The 21072-nt window shown below is 44.7% G+C and carries 19 protein-coding genes; 13 read left to right on the top strand and 6 right to left on the bottom strand.

Annotation, left to right across the window (positions count from 1 at the left end):
- Positions 1-40: 40 nt before the first annotated feature.
- Complete coding sequence (locus MHN32_RS18165) at positions 41-1939, top strand: beta-ketoacyl synthase (RefSeq protein WP_239422467.1); 1899 nt, start codon at positions 41-43, stop codon at positions 1937-1939.
- Positions 1940-2038: 99 nt separating this feature from the next.
- Here the strand turns inward: MHN32_RS18165 and fghA are convergent, their stop codons facing one another.
- Both fghA and MHN32_RS18155 read right to left on the bottom strand, forming a co-directional pair.
- A complete protein-coding gene (fghA, locus tag MHN32_RS18160) occupies positions 2039-2881 on the bottom strand; it encodes an S-formylglutathione hydrolase (RefSeq protein ID WP_237116518.1) in 843 nt (280 codons plus the stop codon).
- A 56-nt stretch (positions 2882-2937) separates the two neighbouring features.
- Positions 2938-4059 (bottom strand): S-(hydroxymethyl)glutathione dehydrogenase/class III alcohol dehydrogenase, encoded by a 1122-nt coding sequence (locus tag MHN32_RS18155; protein ID WP_239422466.1) that lies wholly within the window; start codon positions 4057-4059, stop codon positions 2938-2940.
- Positions 4060-4154: 95 nt separating this feature from the next.
- On the opposite strand from MHN32_RS18155, the gene MHN32_RS18150 reads away from it, so the two are divergent.
- Complete coding sequence (locus tag MHN32_RS18150; RefSeq protein ID WP_211866275.1) at positions 4155-5030, top strand: LysR substrate-binding domain-containing protein; 876 nt, start codon at positions 4155-4157, stop codon at positions 5028-5030.
- On the opposite strand, the gene MHN32_RS18145 is transcribed toward MHN32_RS18150, so the two are convergent.
- A complete protein-coding gene (locus MHN32_RS18145; protein ID WP_010605005.1) occupies positions 5017-6675 on the bottom strand; it encodes a SulP family inorganic anion transporter in 1659 nt (552 codons plus the stop codon). The two genes, MHN32_RS18150 and MHN32_RS18145, sit on opposite strands and share 14 nt — an antisense overlap.
- Positions 6676-6823: 148 nt before the next feature.
- On the bottom strand, positions 6824-10231 hold the full coding sequence (gene rne / locus MHN32_RS18140; RefSeq protein ID WP_239422465.1) for a ribonuclease E: 3408 nt from the start codon (positions 10229-10231) through the stop codon (positions 6824-6826).
- Positions 10232-10841: 610 nt separating this feature from the next.
- Here rne and rluC point away from each other — a divergent pair.
- Complete coding sequence (rluC, locus tag MHN32_RS18135) at positions 10842-11792, top strand: 23S rRNA pseudouridine(955/2504/2580) synthase RluC (RefSeq protein ID WP_239422464.1); 951 nt, start codon at positions 10842-10844, stop codon at positions 11790-11792.
- A 1-nt stretch (position 11793) separates the two neighbouring features.
- Entirely contained in the window at positions 11794-12438 is a 645-nt protein-coding gene (locus MHN32_RS18130) for an HAD-IIIA family hydrolase (RefSeq protein ID WP_239422463.1), read from the top strand.
- On the opposite strand, the gene MHN32_RS18125 is transcribed toward MHN32_RS18130, so the two are convergent.
- On the bottom strand, positions 12424-13026 hold the full coding sequence (locus MHN32_RS18125) for a nucleoside triphosphate pyrophosphatase (RefSeq protein ID WP_010605001.1): 603 nt from the start codon (positions 13024-13026) through the stop codon (positions 12424-12426). The genes MHN32_RS18130 and MHN32_RS18125 overlap by 15 nt on opposite strands.
- Positions 13027-13145: 119 nt before the next feature.
- On the opposite strand from MHN32_RS18125, the gene yceD reads away from it, so the two are divergent.
- The 9 genes from yceD to mltG all read left to right on the top strand — a co-directional run bounded on the left by yceD (position 13146) and on the right by mltG (position 20277).
- Positions 13146-13670, top strand: coding sequence for a 23S rRNA accumulation protein YceD (yceD, locus tag MHN32_RS18120; RefSeq protein WP_239422462.1), 525 nt, complete (start codon positions 13146-13148; stop codon positions 13668-13670).
- 10 nt (positions 13671-13680) lie between these two features.
- The gene (rpmF, locus tag MHN32_RS18115) at positions 13681-13851 is read left to right on the top strand and encodes a 50S ribosomal protein L32 (RefSeq protein WP_010374010.1); all 171 of its coding nucleotides are present in this window, start codon (positions 13681-13683) and stop codon (positions 13849-13851) included.
- 11 nt (positions 13852-13862) lie between these two features.
- On the top strand, positions 13863-14909 hold the full coding sequence (plsX, locus tag MHN32_RS18110) for a phosphate acyltransferase PlsX (RefSeq protein ID WP_010605000.1): 1047 nt from the start codon (positions 13863-13865) through the stop codon (positions 14907-14909).
- 53 nt (positions 14910-14962) lie between these two features.
- Entirely contained in the window at positions 14963-15889 is a 927-nt protein-coding gene (fabD, locus tag MHN32_RS18105; RefSeq protein ID WP_239422461.1) for an ACP S-malonyltransferase, read from the top strand.
- Between the two features lie 13 nt (positions 15890-15902).
- Complete coding sequence (fabG, locus tag MHN32_RS18100) at positions 15903-16649, top strand: 3-oxoacyl-ACP reductase FabG (RefSeq protein ID WP_239422460.1); 747 nt, start codon at positions 15903-15905, stop codon at positions 16647-16649.
- Positions 16650-16865: 216 nt separating this feature from the next.
- On the top strand, positions 16866-17102 hold the full coding sequence (gene acpP / locus MHN32_RS18095; protein WP_010374019.1) for an acyl carrier protein: 237 nt from the start codon (positions 16866-16868) through the stop codon (positions 17100-17102).
- 86 nt (positions 17103-17188) lie between these two features.
- Entirely contained in the window at positions 17189-18427 is a 1239-nt protein-coding gene (fabF, locus tag MHN32_RS18090) for a beta-ketoacyl-ACP synthase II (RefSeq protein ID WP_010604997.1), read from the top strand.
- Between the two features lie 33 nt (positions 18428-18460).
- Positions 18461-19300, top strand: a complete 840-nt coding sequence (gene pabC, locus MHN32_RS18085; protein WP_206470957.1) for an aminodeoxychorismate lyase — start codon at positions 18461-18463, stop codon at positions 19298-19300.
- A 5-nt stretch (positions 19301-19305) separates the two neighbouring features.
- Positions 19306-20277 (top strand): endolytic transglycosylase MltG, encoded by a 972-nt coding sequence (mltG, locus tag MHN32_RS18080; protein WP_102056956.1) that lies wholly within the window; start codon positions 19306-19308, stop codon positions 20275-20277.
- Positions 20278-20331: 54 nt separating this feature from the next.
- On the opposite strand, the gene MHN32_RS18075 is transcribed toward mltG, so the two are convergent.
- On the bottom strand, positions 20332-20940 hold the full coding sequence (locus tag MHN32_RS18075) for a MarC family protein (protein ID WP_017219127.1): 609 nt from the start codon (positions 20938-20940) through the stop codon (positions 20332-20334).
- Positions 20941-21072 lie beyond the last annotated feature (132 nt).

Below are 21072 nucleotides of genomic sequence, written 5' to 3'. Positions count from 1 at the left end.
TAAAATCAAGTCATTATCTTAGTTCAGAAGTAGGAACGACATGACAGCATTGCCAATTATTGTAGGAATGGGGGGTATTAACGCCGCGGGGCGCACTTCTTTCCATCAAGGCTACAAACGTATTGTACTTGATAAGCTAAATGCTAAAGACCGACAAGAGACCTATTTGGGTCTTGCGAGTTTAATGAACTTAGTGCGTTATGAAGATGGCAAGCTAATTGACCAAAACGACCAAGTCGTTCAAGAGGTGGAGATTGAGTCGCGTTTTGGTGAGCAGATCTTAGCGGGAACGTTGATCCGTAAAATCGAAAAAAACCATTTTGATGTAGATGCGACTCCTTGGCAGCAAAAGCTCACAATGAAAGCAAATGATGACAGCAAGATAGTATTCAGTTGTCGTAAACGTGATTTACCAGAGCCAGTTCCTGCAGCTTGGCAAGTGATTGAGCTTGATCCAAAAATGGTTGAAGTAACCATTGCGGACCAGATTGAAGTTAAGCACGATAGCTATAGAGACAATCCAATTAAAGCCGCAGGTCAATTACCAACAGGCTTTGAGCCGTCACTCATGTATAACAGCCGTTATCAACCACGCGGCCTTCAGGCAACTATTTTCGCTGCAACCGACGCTATCCGCTCAACGGGTCTTGAGTGGGACAAGGTAATGAACAGCGTACGACCGGACCAAATCGGCACTTACTCCGCTTCTGTGGCAGGGCAAATGAATGATGAGGGCTTAGGTGGATTAGTACGTAGTCGTTTGCGTGGCGACCGAGTAAGCACTAAGCAGTTAGCGCTAGGACTCAACACCATGTCCACTGACTTTATCAATGCTTATGTTACTGGCAGCGTTGGCACAACGTTTACGACATCAGGTGCCTGTGCGACGTTTCTATATAACCTCCGCGCTGCAGTGAATGATATTCAGGCTGGCCGTACTCGAGTGGCGATTGTAGCCAGTGTTGAGTGTGCCATTACACCTGAGATCATCGAAGGCTTCGGTAATATGGGCGCACTCGCAAATGAAGAAGGTTTGCGTAAACTTGATGGTACTGAGCATGTAGACTATCGCAAAACAAGTCGTCCTTTTGGTGAAAACTGTGGCTTTACAATTGGTGAAGGGGCACAAGTGGCGATTTTGATGGATGACGCCTTAGCAATTGAACTTGGCGCGCAGATCATGGGCTCGATTGCTGACGTATATGTCAATGCAGACGGCGTGAAAAAGTCGATTACGGCACCTGGGCCTGGTAACTATATAACCATGGCAAAATCGGTCGCGCTGGCTCAGCAAATCGCAGGCACAGAGGCGTTAGTAAAACGCAGCTTTATTTTGGCACATGGCTCAAGCACACCACAAAACCGGGTTACTGAGTCGCGTATCTATCACAAAATTGCAGAAACCTTTGCGATTAATGGTTGGAAAGTGGCGGCGCCAAAAGCCTATGTTGGTCATACCATCGCGCCGGCGTCTGGCGACCAGCTTGCGATGGCACTTGGGGTATTTGAATACAATATTATGCCCGGGATCACCACAATCAATGCAGTAGCAGAAGATGTTCACGCCGAGCATTTAGATATTCGTACCGAGCACTATGAGTGCGAGCCAATGGATATCGCCTTTATAAACTCCAAGGGCTTTGGCGGCAACAATGCAACGGCAACTGTACTTTCTCCAAAGCTCACGAAGCAGCTACTAAGCAAGCGCTATAGCCAAGCTGAGTTTGCAAATTATGAGCAACAACTTGCCATTACAACACAAAGGCAAATTGCATATCAGCAAGCGGCCGATTATGGTCAGTACGAACTCATTTACCGTTTTGGCAAGGGCATGATTGATGAATCTGAATTGAATTTAAGTCAGCAAGAGTTAGCCATTCCTGGGTTCGAGCAAAGTATACAGCTTTGTCCAACGAATCCATACGGCGATTTAATCTGATGATTTGATACAAAGAATAATGTTAAGCAAGCAAGGCGTACAGGGAGTACGCCTTTTTTATTTTTAGCTTAGTGCTCAAAGCGCAAGCGGCAGTCAGGCTCATCTCATATAGTTAGCATGAAACTCAAGATGATTTTCAATAAAGCTCGAGATAAAGAAATAGCTATGATCGTAACCTTCATGCATGTTTAGCGTGATAGGGTAGCCTGCTTTTTCTGCAGCTTGTTCGAATAACCAAGGCTTTAACTGCTCGTCTAAAAACTGGTCACTTGAACCTTGCTCAATGAGTATCGGACGTTTCGTTGGACTAACATAGTGCGACAATAATTCGGTCGCGTCATATTGTTGCCAGCGCTGTTTGTCGTCCCCTAAATATCCTGTTAGCGCTTTTTGACCCCAGGGGCAGTTACTTGGGTTCACGATTGGACTAAACGCTGAGATACTCGTATAGGCATCAGGGTTTCTAAGCCCAATAATTAACGCACCATGCCCCCCCATGGAGTGACCACTAATGGCTTTTTGCGGACTAACAGGGAAGTGCGCTTCGATTAACTGGGGCAGCTCTTCGGTCACGTAGTCATACATTTGATAATGTTGACTATACGGTGCCTGTGTCGCATTGACGTAAAACCCCGCACCTAGACCAAAGTCATAAGCGCCATTTTCATCATCTGCAACGCCTTCTCCACGCGGGCTTGTATCTGGCGCGACAATAGCGATACCAAGCTCGTTGGCTTTTTTAAACGCGCCTGCTTTTTGCATGAAGTTTTCATCGCTGCAGGTTAACCCTGAGAGCCAATATAAAACCGGGACTTGTTGTCCCTCGTTGACAATTTCAGGTAAAAAAATGGCGAAGGTCATTTCACACTGTGTCGACTGGCTGGTATGTGTGTAGCGCTTATGCCAACCGCCGGATACTTTGTTGCTGGAAATCAGTTCCATCAAGTGCTCCTTAATTAAGCGAAATAGGACGCAACCTGTGCGTCCTTGAGCGGGTACTAGTAATGGATCACTGAGCGGATACTCTTGCCGTCATGCATTAAATCAAAGGCTTCATTAATATCTTCGAGCTTCATGGTATGAGTGATAAAGTCATTGAGTTTGAATTCACCAGCCATATAGCGTTCAACAATCTCAGGAAGCTCTGAGCGACCTTTTACGCCACCAAAAGCACTGCCGCGCCATACGCGACCGGTAACCAATTGGAATGGACGTGTTGAAATCTCTTGTCCAGCGCCTGCAACACCGATGATGACAGACTCACCCCAACCTTTGTGACAGCACTCAAGGGCACTTCTCATAACATCTACGTTACCGATACATTCGAACGAGAAATCCACACCGCCATCGGTCATTTCAACGATCACTTCTTGGATAGGTTTGTCGAAGTTTTTCGGGTTGATAAGATCGGTTGCCCCAAGCTTTGTCGCCAGCTCAAACTTATCTTCATTGATGTCGATACCGATGATCCGACTCGCGCCAGCCATTGCCGCGCCAATGATAGCGGACAAGCCGATACCACCTAGGCCGAAAATGGCGACGGTATCGCCTTTTTGCACTTTAGCGGTATTCATTACTGCGCCCATTCCTGTGGTGACACCACAGCCAAGCAAACAGATCTCCTCAAGAGGCGCTGCTTTGTTTACTTTAGCCAAAGAGATTTCTGGCAGCACAGTGTACTCAGAGAACGTTGACGTGCCCATGTAGTGATAAATTGGTTGGCCGTTTTTATAAAAGCGGGTTGTGCCATCAGGCATCAAGCCTTTACCTTGGGTTTCACGGATCTGCTGACAAAGGTTCGTTTTACCAGACTTACAGAACTTACATTCGCCACATTCCGGTGTGTACAATGGGATCACATGGTCGCCAACGGCAACGCTAGTAACGCCTTCACCAATCGCTTCAACAATACCTGCACCTTCATGACCTAAGATTGCTGGGAATACGCCTTCAGGATCGTCGCCAGACAAAGTGAAAGCATCGGTATGACATACGCCTGTTGCGGTGATTTTAACTAAGACTTCGCCTTTTTTCGGTGGCATAACATCAACTTCTTCAATACTAAGCGGTTGACCTGGGCCCCAAGCGATTGCTGCTTTAGATTTAATAAATTCAGACATGGTTTGTTCCTTTCTTAAAAGTTGATAGCAGTATAACTACATTATGATTTTTGATAATCTATAAAAATCATAAAGACTTTTACGTATATGTAATAATGGATAGATGGATTGGCATTGATGAGTTTGTAGCGGTCGCGAGTAATGGCTCATTTAGTGGGGCTGCAACTCAGTTAAATACTTCGGTTGCGCAAATTAGTCGCCGTGTGAAAATGTTAGAGGAGCGGCTCAACATACAACTTTTGACGCGCACTACCCGAAAATTAGCGCTGACTCAGGAAGGTGAAGTGTTTTTATCTCACGCAAAGCACTTGCAGCATGGATTAGATGACGCCACTGCTGCAATCCGTCAACGTGATAGACAGCCAACAGGCAAACTTAAGCTTACCGCACCGGTAATGTACGGCGAATCTTATGTCATGCCTGCCGTGGTTGACTTTATGCGTTTGTATCCAAAAGTTGAGGTTGAAATGCATTTGACGAACAATCAAGTCGACTTGCTCGATAAGGGCTTTGACTTGGCAATTCGACTCGGTAAGTTACAGGATTCATCACTGCGCGCCAAACGGCTAACCACACGTAAAACCATGGTGTGTGGCGCGAATATCTATTTAAATCAATTTGGCCAACCGCATACGCTCGCTGAGCTTGGCAATCATAAATGTTTGATTGGCAATAGTAGCGAATGGCGCTTTGTTGAGCACGGTAAAACGCGACAAATTAAAGTGGCGGGGCCACTGCGTTGCAACAGTGGTTGGGGGCTCTTGGAAGCAGCAAAGCAAGGCTTAGGTTTGGTACAGTTACCACATTATTACGTGCAAGAGGCGCTAGAGAGTGGTGAGTTAACAGAGGTACTAACCAACTTTAGACCTGAAGAAGAGGGTGTCTGGGCGCTGTATCCACCCAGACAATTTGTCGCGACCAGTTTACGCTTGTTACTGGATCACTTAAGTGCGCACTTTAATAAGTTTTAGCCATAGTATCAATGGCTTGGCTGAGCGCTATCTCGCGACTATCACAAAATGCACGGTCGCCTAGACGGTCGTGAATGTTTAAGCGCTTGAGCTTATCGGTGGTCTCCAAATTCGGTGAATAGATAAACACGCTACAGTCAGCATCAAGCGCATCTGTAATCGCATTTTCAATGGCTAAGCCCACGGTGACATCAATCATAGCTACGTCGCTTAAATCTAATACCATGGCTTTGTATTCACTAATCTTGCGATGTTGTCTTGCGATTGCTTTTGAGACGCTAAAAATCATTGGCCCGGAAAGATAAAAGAATAATAGTTTACCGTTGGCTTTATCTAACAGCTCGCTTTCCTTTTTTGTTAGTGGCACATCTTCATCGCTATCACTGTCGCTAATTGCTTTAACATGATTAGCTTGCACTCGGCTTAATCTCTCTATGATCATCACATTAGAGATAAATACGCCAAGGCCCACGGCAACAATCAGGTCAACAAAAACGGTAAGGAGCATTACGCCATACATAATCGCCATTTGACTGACACTAAGCTTATGAGCACGCTGGATAAAACTCCAATCCAGAATATTAAAACCAACATACACTGCAATACCAGCAAGCACCGCCATTGGGATTGGCTCGGTCAAACTGCCCGCGATAAAGACTACGGCCATCAAAATTAGTGCCCTGAATATGCCAGCGATGGGCGAGCGAGCGCCCACTTGAATATTGACCACAGTTCCCATCGTTGCACCAGCACCTGGCAATGCACCAAAAAGGCCAGCTATCATATTGGCAATACCTTGGCCTCTGAGCTCCTTATCAGAATCATGTTCGGTTCGCGTTAAACTGTCGGCTATTACTGCTGTTAGCAACGTATCTATACAGCCCAAAGTGCCCAGTACCAATGCGTCGATAAGCATTTCAACGAATAGCTCTGGTGATAATACTGGCAACACAATACTTGGCAAGCCACTTGGAATTTCTCCGATGCGGCGAATACTATCGGTATCAAAAATAATAATTGAAAGCAGTGTAACGGCGACGAGTGCGACCAGTTGAGCGGGCACGTACTGGCGCCACTTACTTGGCATTTTGAATAAGATTGCAAGTGTGATCACCCCGAGGAACAACTCAGAAAAGTGTAAATCCATTAGCAGGCTTGGCAAATTAGACAAAGTGCCAACAACACCACCTGCAGGCGCTTGGTGTCCAAGTAAAGGAGCAAGCTGCAAAATAATGAGGATAACACCAATACCAGACATAAATCCGGAGATGACGCTGTAAGGCATCAAGGTAACGTATTTACCTAACTTGAGCGTACCGAGTAAAACCTGAAAAGCACCTGCCATCATGACAACAGTAAAGCCCATCGCAAGACCATTTTCGGGGTACTTGCTCATCATGGCGGTGAGTACTGCTGTCATGATAACAGTCATTGGGCCGGTTGGTTCAGAAATGAGGGAGGTTGAACCACCGAACAGCGCGGCAAATAAGCCAACTAAAATTGCGCCCCACATCCCAGCTTCTGCGCCAGCACCAGAGGCAACACCAAAAGCGAGTGCGAGTGGTAAAGAAATAATTGCAGTGGTTACACCACCGAATAGGTCACCTTTTAAAGAGGCGTTTTTAAATCTCTTAAGTGTGATCATACTTTTGACTTTAACGATCAAAGAATTGACGGCATTCTACTGATAAATAACACGGAGTGCTACGAAGGACTGGTATTACCATTTGTCTGCTCAGTAAAATTCGGACACAAAAAAGCCAGTCTAAAAAGACTGGCTTTTCAATTACTGCTTAGTCAACCTGAGCAGGAGAGGCCATGTCGGCGCTTGCTCTGCCTGTTGGTGACTTAGAGCCAACACCTGATCCGCTATTCGCCACAGTCTGACGCTGTTCATGTGGCATCGCAGATGGTGTTTCTACCACGACATCCTCAATCACACTTTGTGCTTTTGTCATTGGCGCGGCAGCCGTTTGGTTGAAGCGTATACGGCTTTGTACTGAATTGCTGTTTACTACTTGTTGAGTAGGTGCTTCAACTGTTTCAGCGACTGGTGTATCTTCAGTTGAAGATTCAGTAACTGTTTCAGCAGCTGTTGTTTCCTCAACCGCTTCTGTTGCCGGTGCCTCGGCTGCTGGCTCCTGAACTTCAGGTGTTGCCTCAGTGTCAGAAGCCTGAGCTTCTTCTACAACTGCAGTTTCAGCCTCAACTTTTTCCTCTGTAGATTCAACTTGTTCAGCCTCTACTGTGTCAGCGATTGGCTCAGCTTTCACCTCTTTTGCTGCTTCTTGCGGCATAGCTTCTACTGCTTCTGCGACTACTTCGTCAGCACTTGCGGATGTTTCGGGCTGTGCAGCTTGTTGCAATGGTGCTTCAGCAGTACTTGCCTCAACTTCTTTTACAGGCTCCGCTTCTTGCGCTGCATTTTCGTCAACCTGTGCTTCGGCTGGCTTAGTTTCGACATGCTGCTCTGCATCAGTGTGTGTCTCAGAAACTGTCACTTCTGCCGCTGGCGCATTATCTTCAGTTACCGCTTCAGGTGACAATTGAGTCTCAACTGTATTTGCTTCTTGCTGTACACCTTCTTGAACGTCAATGTCAGAAGAAGATTTTGCTTTTAGCTCTGCTTCGTATTCTGCAGCTGCTTGATCTGCAACGGGCACAAATGCAGCAGCTTGACCTTTTTCAGGCGTATCCTGACGACGGCGACGTTGACCTGCCGCTCTCAGATGACGCGGAGAACGTCTAGAACGAGTGCGGCCTTCTTTATTTTCGTCATCATTTTGCGATTCTGAAAGTTCGGCAGATACCACCTCGGTAACATCGTTTTGTTCGTGGCGCTCAGTGTTAGCAGTTTCTTGCTGCTTTGCTTGAGCGTGTACGTCAGCTTGTTCAGAAGGTGCTGCTACATGTTCGTTAGTTGCAGACTCTTGTTCTGATTTGTCAGCGACAGGTTTCGCTTTTCTTTGCCTTGGCTTTTGTTCAGCTTTAGACTCAGCTGCCGTTTTCGCTGGTTGTTCAAGCGGCTTTGCTTCTACTTTCACTTCTTCAGTGCTAGCTTGCTCTGACGTGTTAGTATCCTGCGCATTGGTTTCTTCCACACGTACCTTCTTGCGAAGATTACGTCTTTGTCTGCGTGGTTTTACTGTCGCTTCTTTAACTGGCGCGTCTTTAGCCTCAACCGTTTCAACGTTATCGTTTACAGGCTCCTTAGCTGGACGGTTTGCTTTGTCCTGATCTTGGCGCTTTCTGTTATTTGGACGACGGCGTTTGCGGTTATCACCACGTTGCTCGTTACTGTTGTTTTCGTCTTTCGATTCAACCGTTGTGTCTTTTTGTTGATCGTTACGACGGCGGTTATTGTTACGACGACGATTGTTATTATTGCGACGGCGATTATCACGGTTGTTATCGCGTGATGATTTTTCTTCAGAAGGCTTGTTTTCTTCTTGGTTATCGCTGTCACTAGCAAATAGGCTCTTGAACCATTGACCAATCTTTGCAAACAGGCTGGTGCCGTTTTGAGCAGGTTGTGCTTGTGGCTTACGCGTTTGTGGTTTTGCTGTTTGAGCTGGAGTAGGGGCTGGCGCAGGCGCCGGTGCTGGTGCATCAGGCATAACGACACCTTTTAACACAGGCTCCTCTTTCACAATCGCTTGAGCTCGAGCAATTTCAACGACTTCAGGCTCTGGCGCGGTGATCTGCTCATAGCTTGCAGCTTCTGTTGTTTCATCTTTACGCAACCTAACCACTTCATAGTGAGGTGTTTCTAGGTGTTGATTAGGGATGATAACAACGTGGCACTCGTGGCGCTTTTCGATGCGTTGCACAGAACGACGCTTTTCATTTAAAAGATAAGCACCAACAGCGACAGGCACTTGGGCGTTGACCTGAGCGGTATTATCTTTGATCGCTTCTTCTTCGATTAGACGCAAGATAGACAAAGCAATGGATTCGTTTGAGCGAATGGTGCCTTGGCCGTCACAGCGTGGACACGTATGTTGGCTCGCTTCACCTAAAGACGGACGCAAACGTTGACGCGACATTTCTAATAAGCCGAAACGAGAAATCTTACCGATTTGCACGCGAGCACGGTCAGTACGAACGGCTTCTTTCAAGCGGTTTTCTACTTCACGTTGATGGCGAGGCGGAGTCATATCGATAAAGTCGATAACGATTAATCCACCTAAGTCACGTAAACGTAACTGGCGTGCAATCTCGTCAGCCGCTTCTAGGTTAGTATTCAGCGCAGTCTCTTCGATATCGCCACCTTTCGTCGCTTTTGACGAGTTGATATCGATAGAAGTGAGTGCTTCTGTTGGATCAATAACGATAGAACCACCTGAAGGCAAACGCACTTCACGCTGGAAAGCTGACTCAATCTGACTCTCAATTTGATAATGCGTGAATAACGGCACATCGTTTTGATAAAGCTTAACACGATTGATGAAATCTGGACGGAAACGCTCGATATGCGCTTTCGCTTCTTCAAAAACACGCGGTTTATCAATTAGGATCTCACCGATATCACGACGTAAATAATCGCGAATAGCACGGAAGATCACGTTACTTTCTTGGTGAATTAAGAAAGGTGCTTTACCGCTATTTGCTGCGTTTTGGATTGCGTCCCAATGAACAAGTAACGCTTTAAGGTCGTACTCTAGTTCTTCGAAAGATTTACCTACGCCCGCGGTGCGTACGATAAGACCCATACCTTTAGGTACGTTTAAGCGACTCAATGCTTCTTTAAGCTCAATGCGCTCATCACCTTCGATACGACGTGAAATACCGCCAGCTCTTGGGTTATTTGGCATTAATACCAAGTAGCTACCAGCGACGCTGATAAACGTTGTAAGTGCCGCACCTTTTTGACCACGTTCTTCTTTATCAACCTGAACGATGACTTCTTGACCTTCTTTGATCACGTCTTTGATGTTAGGACGACCATTGAATGTGTAGCCATCTGGGAAATACGTTTTAGCGATTTCTTTTAAAGGAAGGAATCCGTGACGCTCAGCGCCATAATCAACAAATGCGGCTTCTAGGGATGGTTCGATACGGGTAATTTTACCCTTATAGATATTGGCTTTTTTCTGTTCGTGACCAGGGCTTTCTATATCTAGATCGTATAGACGCTGGCCGTCAACCAGTGCCACGCGCATTTCTTCTTGCTGCGTTGCATTGATCAGCATACGTTTCATATTGTAATTCTCTACTTAATTATTTACAGCGCCTGATACGTCTTGCCAGCGACAGCGTGCTACACCTTGGATGTTCCTATTAAATGATGCAGTCTCACGACTGGGGGAAAGGGAACATATTCACAGTTTCCGCTTTAAATCAGGGTAAAATCACTGATCCATCGTTCGCTCTTTGCACGTTTATTCGTTTCACAAAGTAGTCATGCACGGGGCAAGTTGAGCTTGGTTTGCCAAGCTTGGCTATCACCATCTTTTGACTTGATTGCTTTGTGGTTATTCACGAGTTGCGGCCTGCTATGCACGGGTATTACTGCAACTGTGGTAAACGTATCAGACAAATTTTAATTTCTTGCTTTTTGATTTGTTCATCGTGTCCAGTCATTAAACGAAATATTACGCGCTTCGCATTGACTGTTCGCACGTGTTTATCTTAGATGTATGATAAAAGCTTTGGAAATATTAGCTCTAATCTGTATGATCTGCCATCCAAGATGTGCATCACGATATTGTTTTTGCGATAAAAAGCACCTCGCAAAAATTTGCGGCCTGATTATCCCACTAATAATGTCGAGATAGCAACTAAATTATTACTCAAATCAGTGATTAGGCAATGTCAGAGAAACCCGCATTACAAGTTAGCTTCGTTACCGTGACGGAAGACCAAGAAGGTCAAAGGATCGATAACTTTTTAGTTACGCATTTGAAAGGGGTGCCAAAAAGCGCCGTATATAAAATTCTTCGTAAAGGGGAAGTGCGCGTAAACAAAAAGCGGGTGAAGCCTGTATATAAACTACAAATCAATGATGAAATCCGTATCCCACCTGTGCGTGTTGCGGAGAAAACAGAGTTTGTGCCTAAAAATCTAGATAAAGTCGCAAACTTAGAAGATGCCATTCTTTATGAAGATAAGTATCTGATAGTTATAAATAAACCAGCCGGTATGGCGGTACATGGTGGCAGCGGCTTAAGCTATGGCTTAATTGAAGCATTAAGAGCATTACGCGCACAAGAGCAAAGTTTGGAGTTGGTGCACCGTTTGGACCGCGACACATCGGGTTGTTTGTTGATTTCAAAGCGCCGCGCTGTGCTTAAAGGACTTCATGAACAGTTAAGAGAAAAGACCATGGAGAAGAATTACCTTGCGCTGGTCTCAGGGCAATGGGATGCCAAACATAAAAATGTCACCGAACCGCTACGTAAAAATACCTTAAAGTCAGGTGAGCGAGTGGTGCGAGTGGATCATGAGCAAGGCAAGCCTTCTCATACTCGTTTTAGAGTCGTCGAGCGTTTTGAGTCCGCAACTTTAGTGCAAGCGTCACCAGTAACAGGCAGGACGCACCAGATCCGAGTGCATACTCAATGCAAAGGACATCCAATTGCGTGTGATGATAAGTATGGCGATCAGGTGTTTGATGCCAAAATGCGTGAAGTGGGATTAAATAGGCTGTTTTTGCATGCCAAAGAACTCAGATTTATGCACCCAAAAACAGAAACGACACACCATGTAGAGGCGCCATTGGATGGGGCTTTGGAAGCATGCTTAGTTAAATTAAGGAAGTAACATGCGTTATAAGTGTGTAATTTTCGATTGGGATGGCACCGTCATGGACTCTGTGCCAAAAATCGTAAACACCATTCATCAAGCTGCTGAATCTTGTGGAATTGCACCCGTCAGTAACGAAGCGGCGAAAAGTATTATCGGCCTGTCTCTCGATAAAGCGATACTGACACTTTTTCCAAATCATGAAGACAAATTAGCGTCTTTAATAGCGGCTTATAAGTATATCTATAAACATCAAGATAAAACTCCAGCGCCTCTATTTGAAGGCGCTGAAACACTTTTAAAGCAATTACATGGCAATGGAGTCAAAGTTGCGGTTGCAACAGGAAAAAGCCGAGTCGGGCTTGACCGTCTGATGACAGAAAGCGGGTTGAGTGATGTTTTCGTTACGACACGGACAGCATGTGAGGCGGAGTCTAAACCGCATCCCGATATGTTGCTTCAGATTTTGGCTGAACTAAATGTGGAAGCTACAGAGGCTGTCATGATAGGCGATACGATAATTGATATGAATTTAGCGAAGAATGCAGGCATTGACGCGATCGGTGTCACTATGGGAGTTGCAACAAAAGAGCAGTTATCGCAAACATCGGCTGCTTATATTTGCGATAACTATCAAGACTTGTCTAAGCTATTGTTGGCCTGATTGCTCGGCGAGCACATCAATACCAAACGTGAGCAGTGTTTTAGTGAGTTGAATAAGGGGAAGGCCAATCAGGGTATTGGGGTCTTCTCCTTCAAGTTTATCAAACAGACAGATCCCTAATCCTTCGCTTTTAAAGCTTCCAGCGCAGTTGTAAGGTGTTTCCGCATCACAATAGTTACTGATCTGGGCTTGGGTAAGTTGGCGAAAGTAAACGTAGAACGGTACTACTTCAGTGACCGTTTTGCCGCTTTCAATGTCGAAAACGGTTAAACCAGTCAAAAAAGTCACGCGATTATTACTAAATAGGCTTAGTTGCTTAATCGCGTTCTCTTTATTATGCGGCTTTCCTAGGATCTCACCGTTGAACAGCGCGACTTGGTCTGAACCAATCACCACACCTTGTTGATATTTTGCTATTGCTGCTTTGGCTTTTGATTCGCTCAACCGTGCAACAAGTTGCTGCGCTGATTCACCTTCGAGTGTTTGCTCATCTACATCCGGTGAAAAAGATGCAAAAGGAAGCATTAATTTTTTCAAAATTGACTGCCTAAATGGCGAACTTGAGGCTAGAATAAGGGGCGTTTTCATGAGATTTTTATCTTTGTGACAACATTGCCAACAGGATAATGCGCAATAACGCGAAAAACAAAGGGAAAGTGTATTTTTACTTTGACTAACACAGTAACTATCTATATGATGCAGCCCCTATGCAAAAGGTGAAAATTCCCATCACTATTGATCCATGCAGAGCAGCGCAACGTCGAGCATCTTATGACGGTGTTGTAATGCTTGAAGAACTTTCTCGATTGCAGCAAGTTGTGCGTGATCAAAATAGTGAAATAGTGGTAGACATTCATTTCAACATCGACGAACAAGGTTTGGTTGTTGTGCAAGGCAAAGTCCGAGCCCATCTAACTGTTGTATGTCAGCGTTGTAATGATGAATTAGGGTTGGATTTGGAACAAGACTTTGCGTATTCGCCAGTCGGATTAGGTGCAGAGTCGGATGATCTTCCCGAGCGTTATGATGTGTTGGAACTGGATGAAGAGGGTGAAGTTAATCTAAGACAAATCGTCGAAGATGAACTGCTACTCGCGATTCCGATAGTCCCGACGCATGATGAAGCACTATGCTCTTATTCTGATAAGCCAAAGAGCTTTGGTGAAATTGAAGCAGAAGATAGCAAACCAAATCCATTTGAAATTTTGAAACAACTTAAGAAAGATTCTTAGGAGAAGGCTAATGGCGGTACAAAAAAGCAAGAAGTCACGCGCACGTCGTGGTATGCGTCGTTCACACGATGCGATCAGTGGACCAGCTCTAACTGTAGATCAGGTTTCTGGCGAGACTCATCGTCGTCACCACGTGACTGCTGACGGTTACTACAAAGGCGTTAAAGTAATTTCTAAGTAAGAGATTACTTTATGCTGACTGATCTAACCATTGCGTTAGATATGATGGGGGGCGATTACGGCCCCCGTTCATCTATCCCCGCAGCCATCGCTGCTGTGCTTAAGCACCCAAATTTAAATCTAATCCTCTGTGGTAATCAGCAAGTTATTGAAAGTGCTTTGACTAAAGCAAATATGCTGGATCATCCAAGACTCAAAATTAAACACTGTAAAGAAGTCGTCACTAACGGTTGTGAACCTGCCTCTGCACTTAGAAATAAAAAGCAGTCTTCAATGCGTATTGCGCTTGATTTGGTGAAATCTGGCGAAGCGCAGGCATGTGTAAGTTCAGGCAATACAGGTGCGCTCTTTTTTATGGCCCACTATGTGCTAAAAATGTTGCCTGGCATCAAGCGTCCCGCGTTAATTTCAGCCGTTCCAACAGAGAAAAAACAGCCCGTTTATCTGCTTGATCTTGGTGCGAATGTGCATTGTGACCCTGAGACCCTCTATCAGTTTGGTATTATGGGCTCAATCGTGGCTGGAGAGGCATTAAATATTCCTTCACCTAAAGTGTGCTTGCTAAACATTGGCTCTGAAGAAATCAAAGGTCATGATGGTATCAAGCAAGCTGCAAAATTAATGAAATCCTCATCTGTTATTAATTATCAAGGCTATTGTGAGGGGAGCGATATGTTCTCTGGCAAAGCCGATGTTATTGTGTGTGAGGGATTTGTCGGCAACGTTGCCTTGAAAACCTGTGAAGGGATTGCCAAACTCATCATGCATAAGTTTAGCAAAGCGTTAAAAAAGCACTTTTTTTATAAAGCGTTGGCCTTTTTACTTCGACCCGTTATAAAAAAATTGTATAGAAGGGTGAACCCCGACCAGTATAACGGTGCAAGTCTGGTAGGATTGCGCGGTATTGTTGTGAAAAGTCACGGAAATGCCACAACTAAGGCATTTTTAGCCGCGATTGAAGAAGCTGCGCAAGAAGTACAACGTAAGATCCCTGAAAAGATCCAAACGGTGTTTGCTCAGGTCGACACAGAAAAACAACCGTCAGGTCCGCATCCCTAACACTTCTAAGTGACATGAGGACGTGGCGACAACAGAGAAAATAAGAGCACAATATGTCACAAAAAATCGCATTATTTTTCCCAGGGCAGGGCTCACAAAGCGTGGGCATGTTATCTGAATTATTAGCATCTTCTGACATCGTTAAAGCGACGTTCGCTGAAGCGTCAGAAGCACTAGGCTACGATTTAGCCGAACTTGTGCTAAATGGTCCTGAAGAAGAATTAAACCAAACGCACCGTACTCAACCAGCATTATTGACCGCAAGTGTCGCTATCTTTAGAGCGTGGCAAGAGAAAGGTGTTGAAGATGAACTGACGTTAGCAGGCCATAGTCTAGGCGAATACTCTGCATTAGTATGTGCAGAAGTATTAACCCTTGCAGATGCCGTTAAGTTAGTTGAAAAACGTGGTTTATACATGCAAGAAGCAGTTCCTGCTGGTACGGGTTCAATGGCGGCAATTATTGGTTTAGATGATGACGTGATTGCTAAGGTGTGTGCCGAATCTGCACAGGGGGATGTTGTTTCGCCGGTAAACTACAACTCACCAGGTCAAGTGGTGATTGCGGGTCATGTTGAAGCAGTAAATCGAGCCTCTGAAGCGTGTAAAGAAGCAGGAGCTAAACGCGCATTACCACTTGCCGTTAGCGTTCCATCTCATTGCGCATTAATGAAACCAGCAGCTGATAAATTAGCTAAAGATCTTGAGATACTCGCTTTTTCAGAGCCAAAGTTTGACGTGATTAACAATGTTGACGTTGCTGTTGCAAAAGATGCTGCAGCAATAAAAGATGCGCTTATTCGCCAGCTTTATAGTCCAGTAAGATGGACTGAAACTGTACAAGCGGTTGCAAAAGAAGGTGTTACAACAACTTTTGAGTTCGGCCCTGGTAAAGTGATTTCGGGTCTTGTCAAACGCATCGACCGCTCAGTGTCGTGCGTGTCGGTAAATGATTTAGCTGCCATTGCAGCAGCAGAATAATAACGAGAGTATTATGAGTAATTTATTTTCTTTAGAAGGAAAAGTAGTACTAGTAACGGGTGCTAGCCGAGGTATTGGTAAAGCAATCGCTAACGCCTTAGTGGCACAAGGTGCAAAAGTTGCGGGTACTGCAACGAGTGAGTCTGGAGCAGAGCGTATCTCTGAGTATCTAGGCGAAAATGGTAAAGGTTATGCGCTAAACGTGACAAATGCCGACTCAATCTCAGCAACTTTGGATGCAATCAAAGCAGACTTAGGTGATATCGATGTGCTGGTAAACAATGCTGGTATCACTCGTGATAACTTGCTGATGCGCATGAAAGATCAAGAGTGGGATGATATCATCGATACTAACTTGTCATCTATTTTCCGCTTATCAAAAGCGGTACTTCGCCCAATGATGAAGAAGAAAAATGGCCGTATCATTAACATTGGTTCAGTAGTGGGCACTATGGGTAATGCGGGTCAAGCTAACTATGCTGCTGCAAAAGCTGGTGTAATTGGTTTTACAAAATCATTGGCACGTGAGGTTGCATCTCGTGGTATTACGGTAAATACTGTAGCACCGGGCTTCATTCAGACAGATATGACGGATGAGCTAACTGATGAGCAAAAGGCAGCGACTTTGGCGAATGTACCAGCAGGTCGTTTAGGTCAGCCAGAAGAAATCGCAGCGGCTGTGATTTATTTAGCATCAGATGCGGCAGCGTATGTTTCTGGTGAAACTTTGCACGTAAATGGTGCGATGTACATGGTTTAACCCGCTAAGATCACAAATCAATTGAAATTTTTGTGATCTTGTCGACAACGTACTTGAAATCGTCGCGAAAATAGGCGATAAAAAGATCCAAAGCTTTGTAACAGGTTTGACCAGAAAAAAAAGTACGGGTCAATCCTTGAATCCCAGAATGATGCGTCGTAAACTGCGCCGCAATCTGAAAATTAACGCAGTAGCGTTTAAATAAAGGAAAGAAGAATGAGCGACATCCAAGAACGCGTAAAGAAAATTATTGTTGAACAACTAGGTGTTAAAGAAGAAGAAGTTAAATCAGAAGCGTCTTTCGTTGATGATTTAGGTGCTGACTCTCTAGACACTGTTGAGCTTGTAATGGCGCTAGAAGAAGAGTTCGATACAGAGATCCCTGATGAAGAAGCTGAGAAAATCACTACTGTTCAGGCAGCTATCGACTACGTTACTGCTCACGCTGAGTAACTAGCTTTTCTATTAGGGCAGCACTCGCTGCCCTAACTCTTTCTAGACCCCCCAATTATTATAATAATCCCTTTTTGGAGGACACCGTGGCTAAACGTCGAGTCGTAGTAACTGGCTTAGGTATGTTGACGCCGCTGGGTAATGATGTTGCATCTACCTGGCAGGGCTTATTAGAAGGCCGTAGTGGCATTCGCAATATCACGCATTTTGACACAGAAGGTTTCGGGACTAAGTTTGCTGGTTTAGTGAACGACTTTGATGTCACTGAGTACATTTCCCCTAAAGATGCTAAAAAAATGGATGTCTTCATCCAGTATGGTATCGCTGCAGGTGTACAGGCTTTAAAAGACTCAGGTCTTGAAGTTAACGAAGAGAATGCCGCTAGAGTTGGTGTGGCCATCGGCTCTGGTATCGGTGGCTTGACGCTTATTGAAGAAAACCACGTTAAGCTATTAAATAGCGGTCCACGCAAGCTTTCTCCGTTTTACGTTCCGTCTACCATTATCAATATGATCTCTGGCCACTTGTCCATCATGCATGGCTTGAGAGGTCCAAATATTTCGATTGTGACTGCATGTACAACTGGCCTTCATAATATTGGCCATGCGGCACGTATGATTGCGTACGGCGACGCGGATGCGATGGTAGCAGGCGGTGCTGAAAAAGCGTCAACCCCAATTGGTATGGGTGGTTTTAGCGCGGCTCGTGCGCTTTCTACGCGTAACGATGATCCGCAAGCGGCTTCTCGCCCTTGGGATAAAGACCGTGATGGTTTTGTGCTAGCTGATGGAGCCGGTGTGATCGTACTGGAAGAATATGAGCATGCGAAAGCTCGTGGTGCGAAGATCTATGCTGAACTGGTTGGCTTTGGTATGAGTGGCGATGCATATCACATGACATCACCACCAGAAGACGGTGCAGGTGCTGCACAGGCCATGGTTAATGCATTGAATGATGCAGGGATCAATGCAGAGCAGGTTGGCTATATCAACGCACACGGCACTTCTACTCCAGCGGGTGACGTTGCAGAGACGCATGCTGTTAAGTCGGTATTTGGTTCTGCGGCAAAAAATGTGATGGTGAGCTCGTCTAAATCAATGATGGGTCACTTACTTGGTGCTGCGGGCTCAGTTGAATCAATTATTTCGATTCTTGCGCTGCAAGACCAAAAAGTAACGCCGACCATTAACTTGGATAACCCAGATGAAGGCTGTGATTTAGATTATGTGCCTCATACTGCCCGTGATGCGAAACTAGAGTACACTTTGTGTAACTCGTTTGGTTTCGGTGGAACAAACGGTTCGTTGCTATTTAAAAAGGTGTAGATCAGCCTTAGTAATTTGATAGCAAAGTAGGTTATGATAAAAAAGCTCGGCATTGCCGAGTTTTTTTATGTTTTTGATACCCTTAAAAAGGAAAGTGATGTGGATAATCAACAGCTTTTTTCTAACACTGACAGAGGATTGGCCTATGGCGATGGCTTTTTTACCACCGCGTTAGTCCGTGATGGAAATGTTGATTTGTGGCCACTTCATAGAAACCGACTGGTGGAATGTCAGCAGCGCTTGGGCTTTCCTGAGTTACGACTAGGCGAAATCGAGTCTTTGGTTCAAGAGCAAGTTAAAGATAAAAGGGAAGCGGTGCTAAAGCTCCTTATCACTCGAGGGGAAGGGGGCCGTGGTTATCAAGCTCCTGAGACGCCTAAGCTGAGTGTGAGTATTCAGATATTACCTTTTCCTTCACACTATACAACTTGGCAGCAGAGTGGGATTGAAGTCGCATTAAGCCGGGTTAAACTGGGTATTCAGCCGTTACTCGCTGGATTAAAGACACTGAATCGGTTAGAACAAGTACTTATTAAACAAGATGCTCAGACATTGGTTTGTGACGATGTCATTGTGACGGACATCAATGATAGGGTGATTGAAGCGTCAGCGGCAAATATCATCATGATTAAAGACAACAGGCTGTATACACCAGAACTTAGTGGCTCAGGCATTAAAGGCGTGTTTTTAACCGCACTTGAAAGTAAACACGATATTAGGGTCAAAAATATTGCTTTTGACGAGTTACAAGCGGCTGATGGTGTATTTATTTGTAATAGTTTAATGCAGTTGGTACCTGTAGTAAGAATTGAGAATAAACATTTCGATATCGCCGACTTACATGAATTGAAAAGGCGATTTTTAGGGAAATAATATAAATGAAAAAACTGTTCATCATAGTCGCATTTTTGATAGCAGCAGCGTCATGGTGGTTATCTCAGCAAATAAATAAGGTTAAATTTGAACCACTTAATATCTCTGAGCCATTAGTTGAGATAAAGGCTGGGCAAACATTCAATCAGCTATGTCATCTATGGCAGCGTAGCGGGGCGTTATCTAACTGCTTTCCTTATCAACTTTATAGTAAGTTAGAGCCTAAGTTATTCGCGTTACAAGCGGGCTTTTACGATCTTAAAGGGCTAACTGTACTAGATGCCATCAGCAAAATTAGTCGCGGGGAGCAACACAACTTTAGCTTTACAATCATTGAAGGGATGCCCATTTGGGAAGTCAAAGACAAGCTCCTCAGCGCCCCCTACTTAACGCAAGACATTGATAAGCTGACAGCACAACTGAATATATCGCAAAGTTCAGCTGAAGGGTGGTTGTACCCCGACACCTACCACTATCATGGAAATGATTCAGCACAGCGCTTACTTAAACGTGCCCATACCAAAATGCAGAGTGTGCTTGAAGAAGAGTGGCAAAATAGAATGCCAGATCTTCCTTTAAACACGCCTTATGAAGCCTTGATCTTGGCTTCGATTATTGAGAAAGAAACGGGTGTAGTCGCAGAACGAGATAAAGTTGCCTCCGTTTTTATCAATCGTTTGCGTAAGGGCATGCGTTTACAGACAGATCCAACCATTATCTATGGTATCGGTGAGCAGTTTGATGGTGATATTAAACGTGAAGATATCCGTGAAAAGACACCATATAACACCTATCGGATTGATGGTTTGCCACCGACACCCATTGCAATGCCGTCTCGTGCTGCGATCCATGCGGCACTTAATCCAGCAACAACCGAATACTTGTACTTTGTTGCGTCAGGAGATGGTGGACACCACTTTTCGAAAACACTGACTGAACACAATAAAGCGGTGAAGAAATTTATTTTGAAACAATGACATTGCAAGAGAGCTGGCGTTGAAAGAGAGGGCTAACCCTCTCGTTACTCTCTATTACAACATAAAATATTCTTTAATACCCGCCAATACACTAGATACTGCAACTGAAGCTAAAATAAGTCCCATTACTCGGCTGACGATACTTGCGCCACTATCACCAATCCATTGGTGAATTTTTGTCGCAACCAGTAGAAATATCAACACGATAGCCAATACGCTGAGCATAATAATCGACGTTTGGAGTTGTTCAAATACATTGTTTTCGCTGTTTTTAGTAAGCAAAACGGCTGCTAGCATTGCCCCTGGGCTTGCGATAGAAGGCATTGCTAAAGGGAAAATAGCGGTATCGGATGCTTTACTGTCTAACTTAATCTCTTCACTTGGCTTACCCTCGCCAAAAATCATTGTCATGGCAAAGATGAACAGTACGATGCCTCCGGCAATCGCGAATGCAGGTAGGGGAATACCAATCGCGTTTAAAATGATTTCGCCCGCAATAATAAAAAACAGCAACACAATTGCTGCAACCAGTGTAGCTTTTACCGCTATTTTTCGTTTCGTCGCAATATCAAAGCCAGTAGTGGTTGCGATAAATACTGGAATGGTGCCAATGGGGTCGATGACCGCAAAGAAAAAAATGAACGTTGAGATATAATGTTCCATAGTTCCCTATTATGAAATAAAGGTTGTTCACAAATTATACCAGTTGTATTAAGTAAATGATCTATCTTGAAGCGGGGAAATAGCTTTAGTAGCAAGGCAAAAATTTTGCTATTTAGTTGTTCTAAATGAGAA

It is taken from the genome of Pseudoalteromonas sp. Of11M-6 (assembly GCF_022347905.1).
Taxonomy (GTDB): domain Bacteria; phylum Pseudomonadota; class Gammaproteobacteria; order Enterobacterales; family Alteromonadaceae; genus Pseudoalteromonas.
The sequence above is the reverse complement of the archived record's forward strand: the minus strand, read 5'-3'. Positions and strand labels throughout refer to the sequence as shown.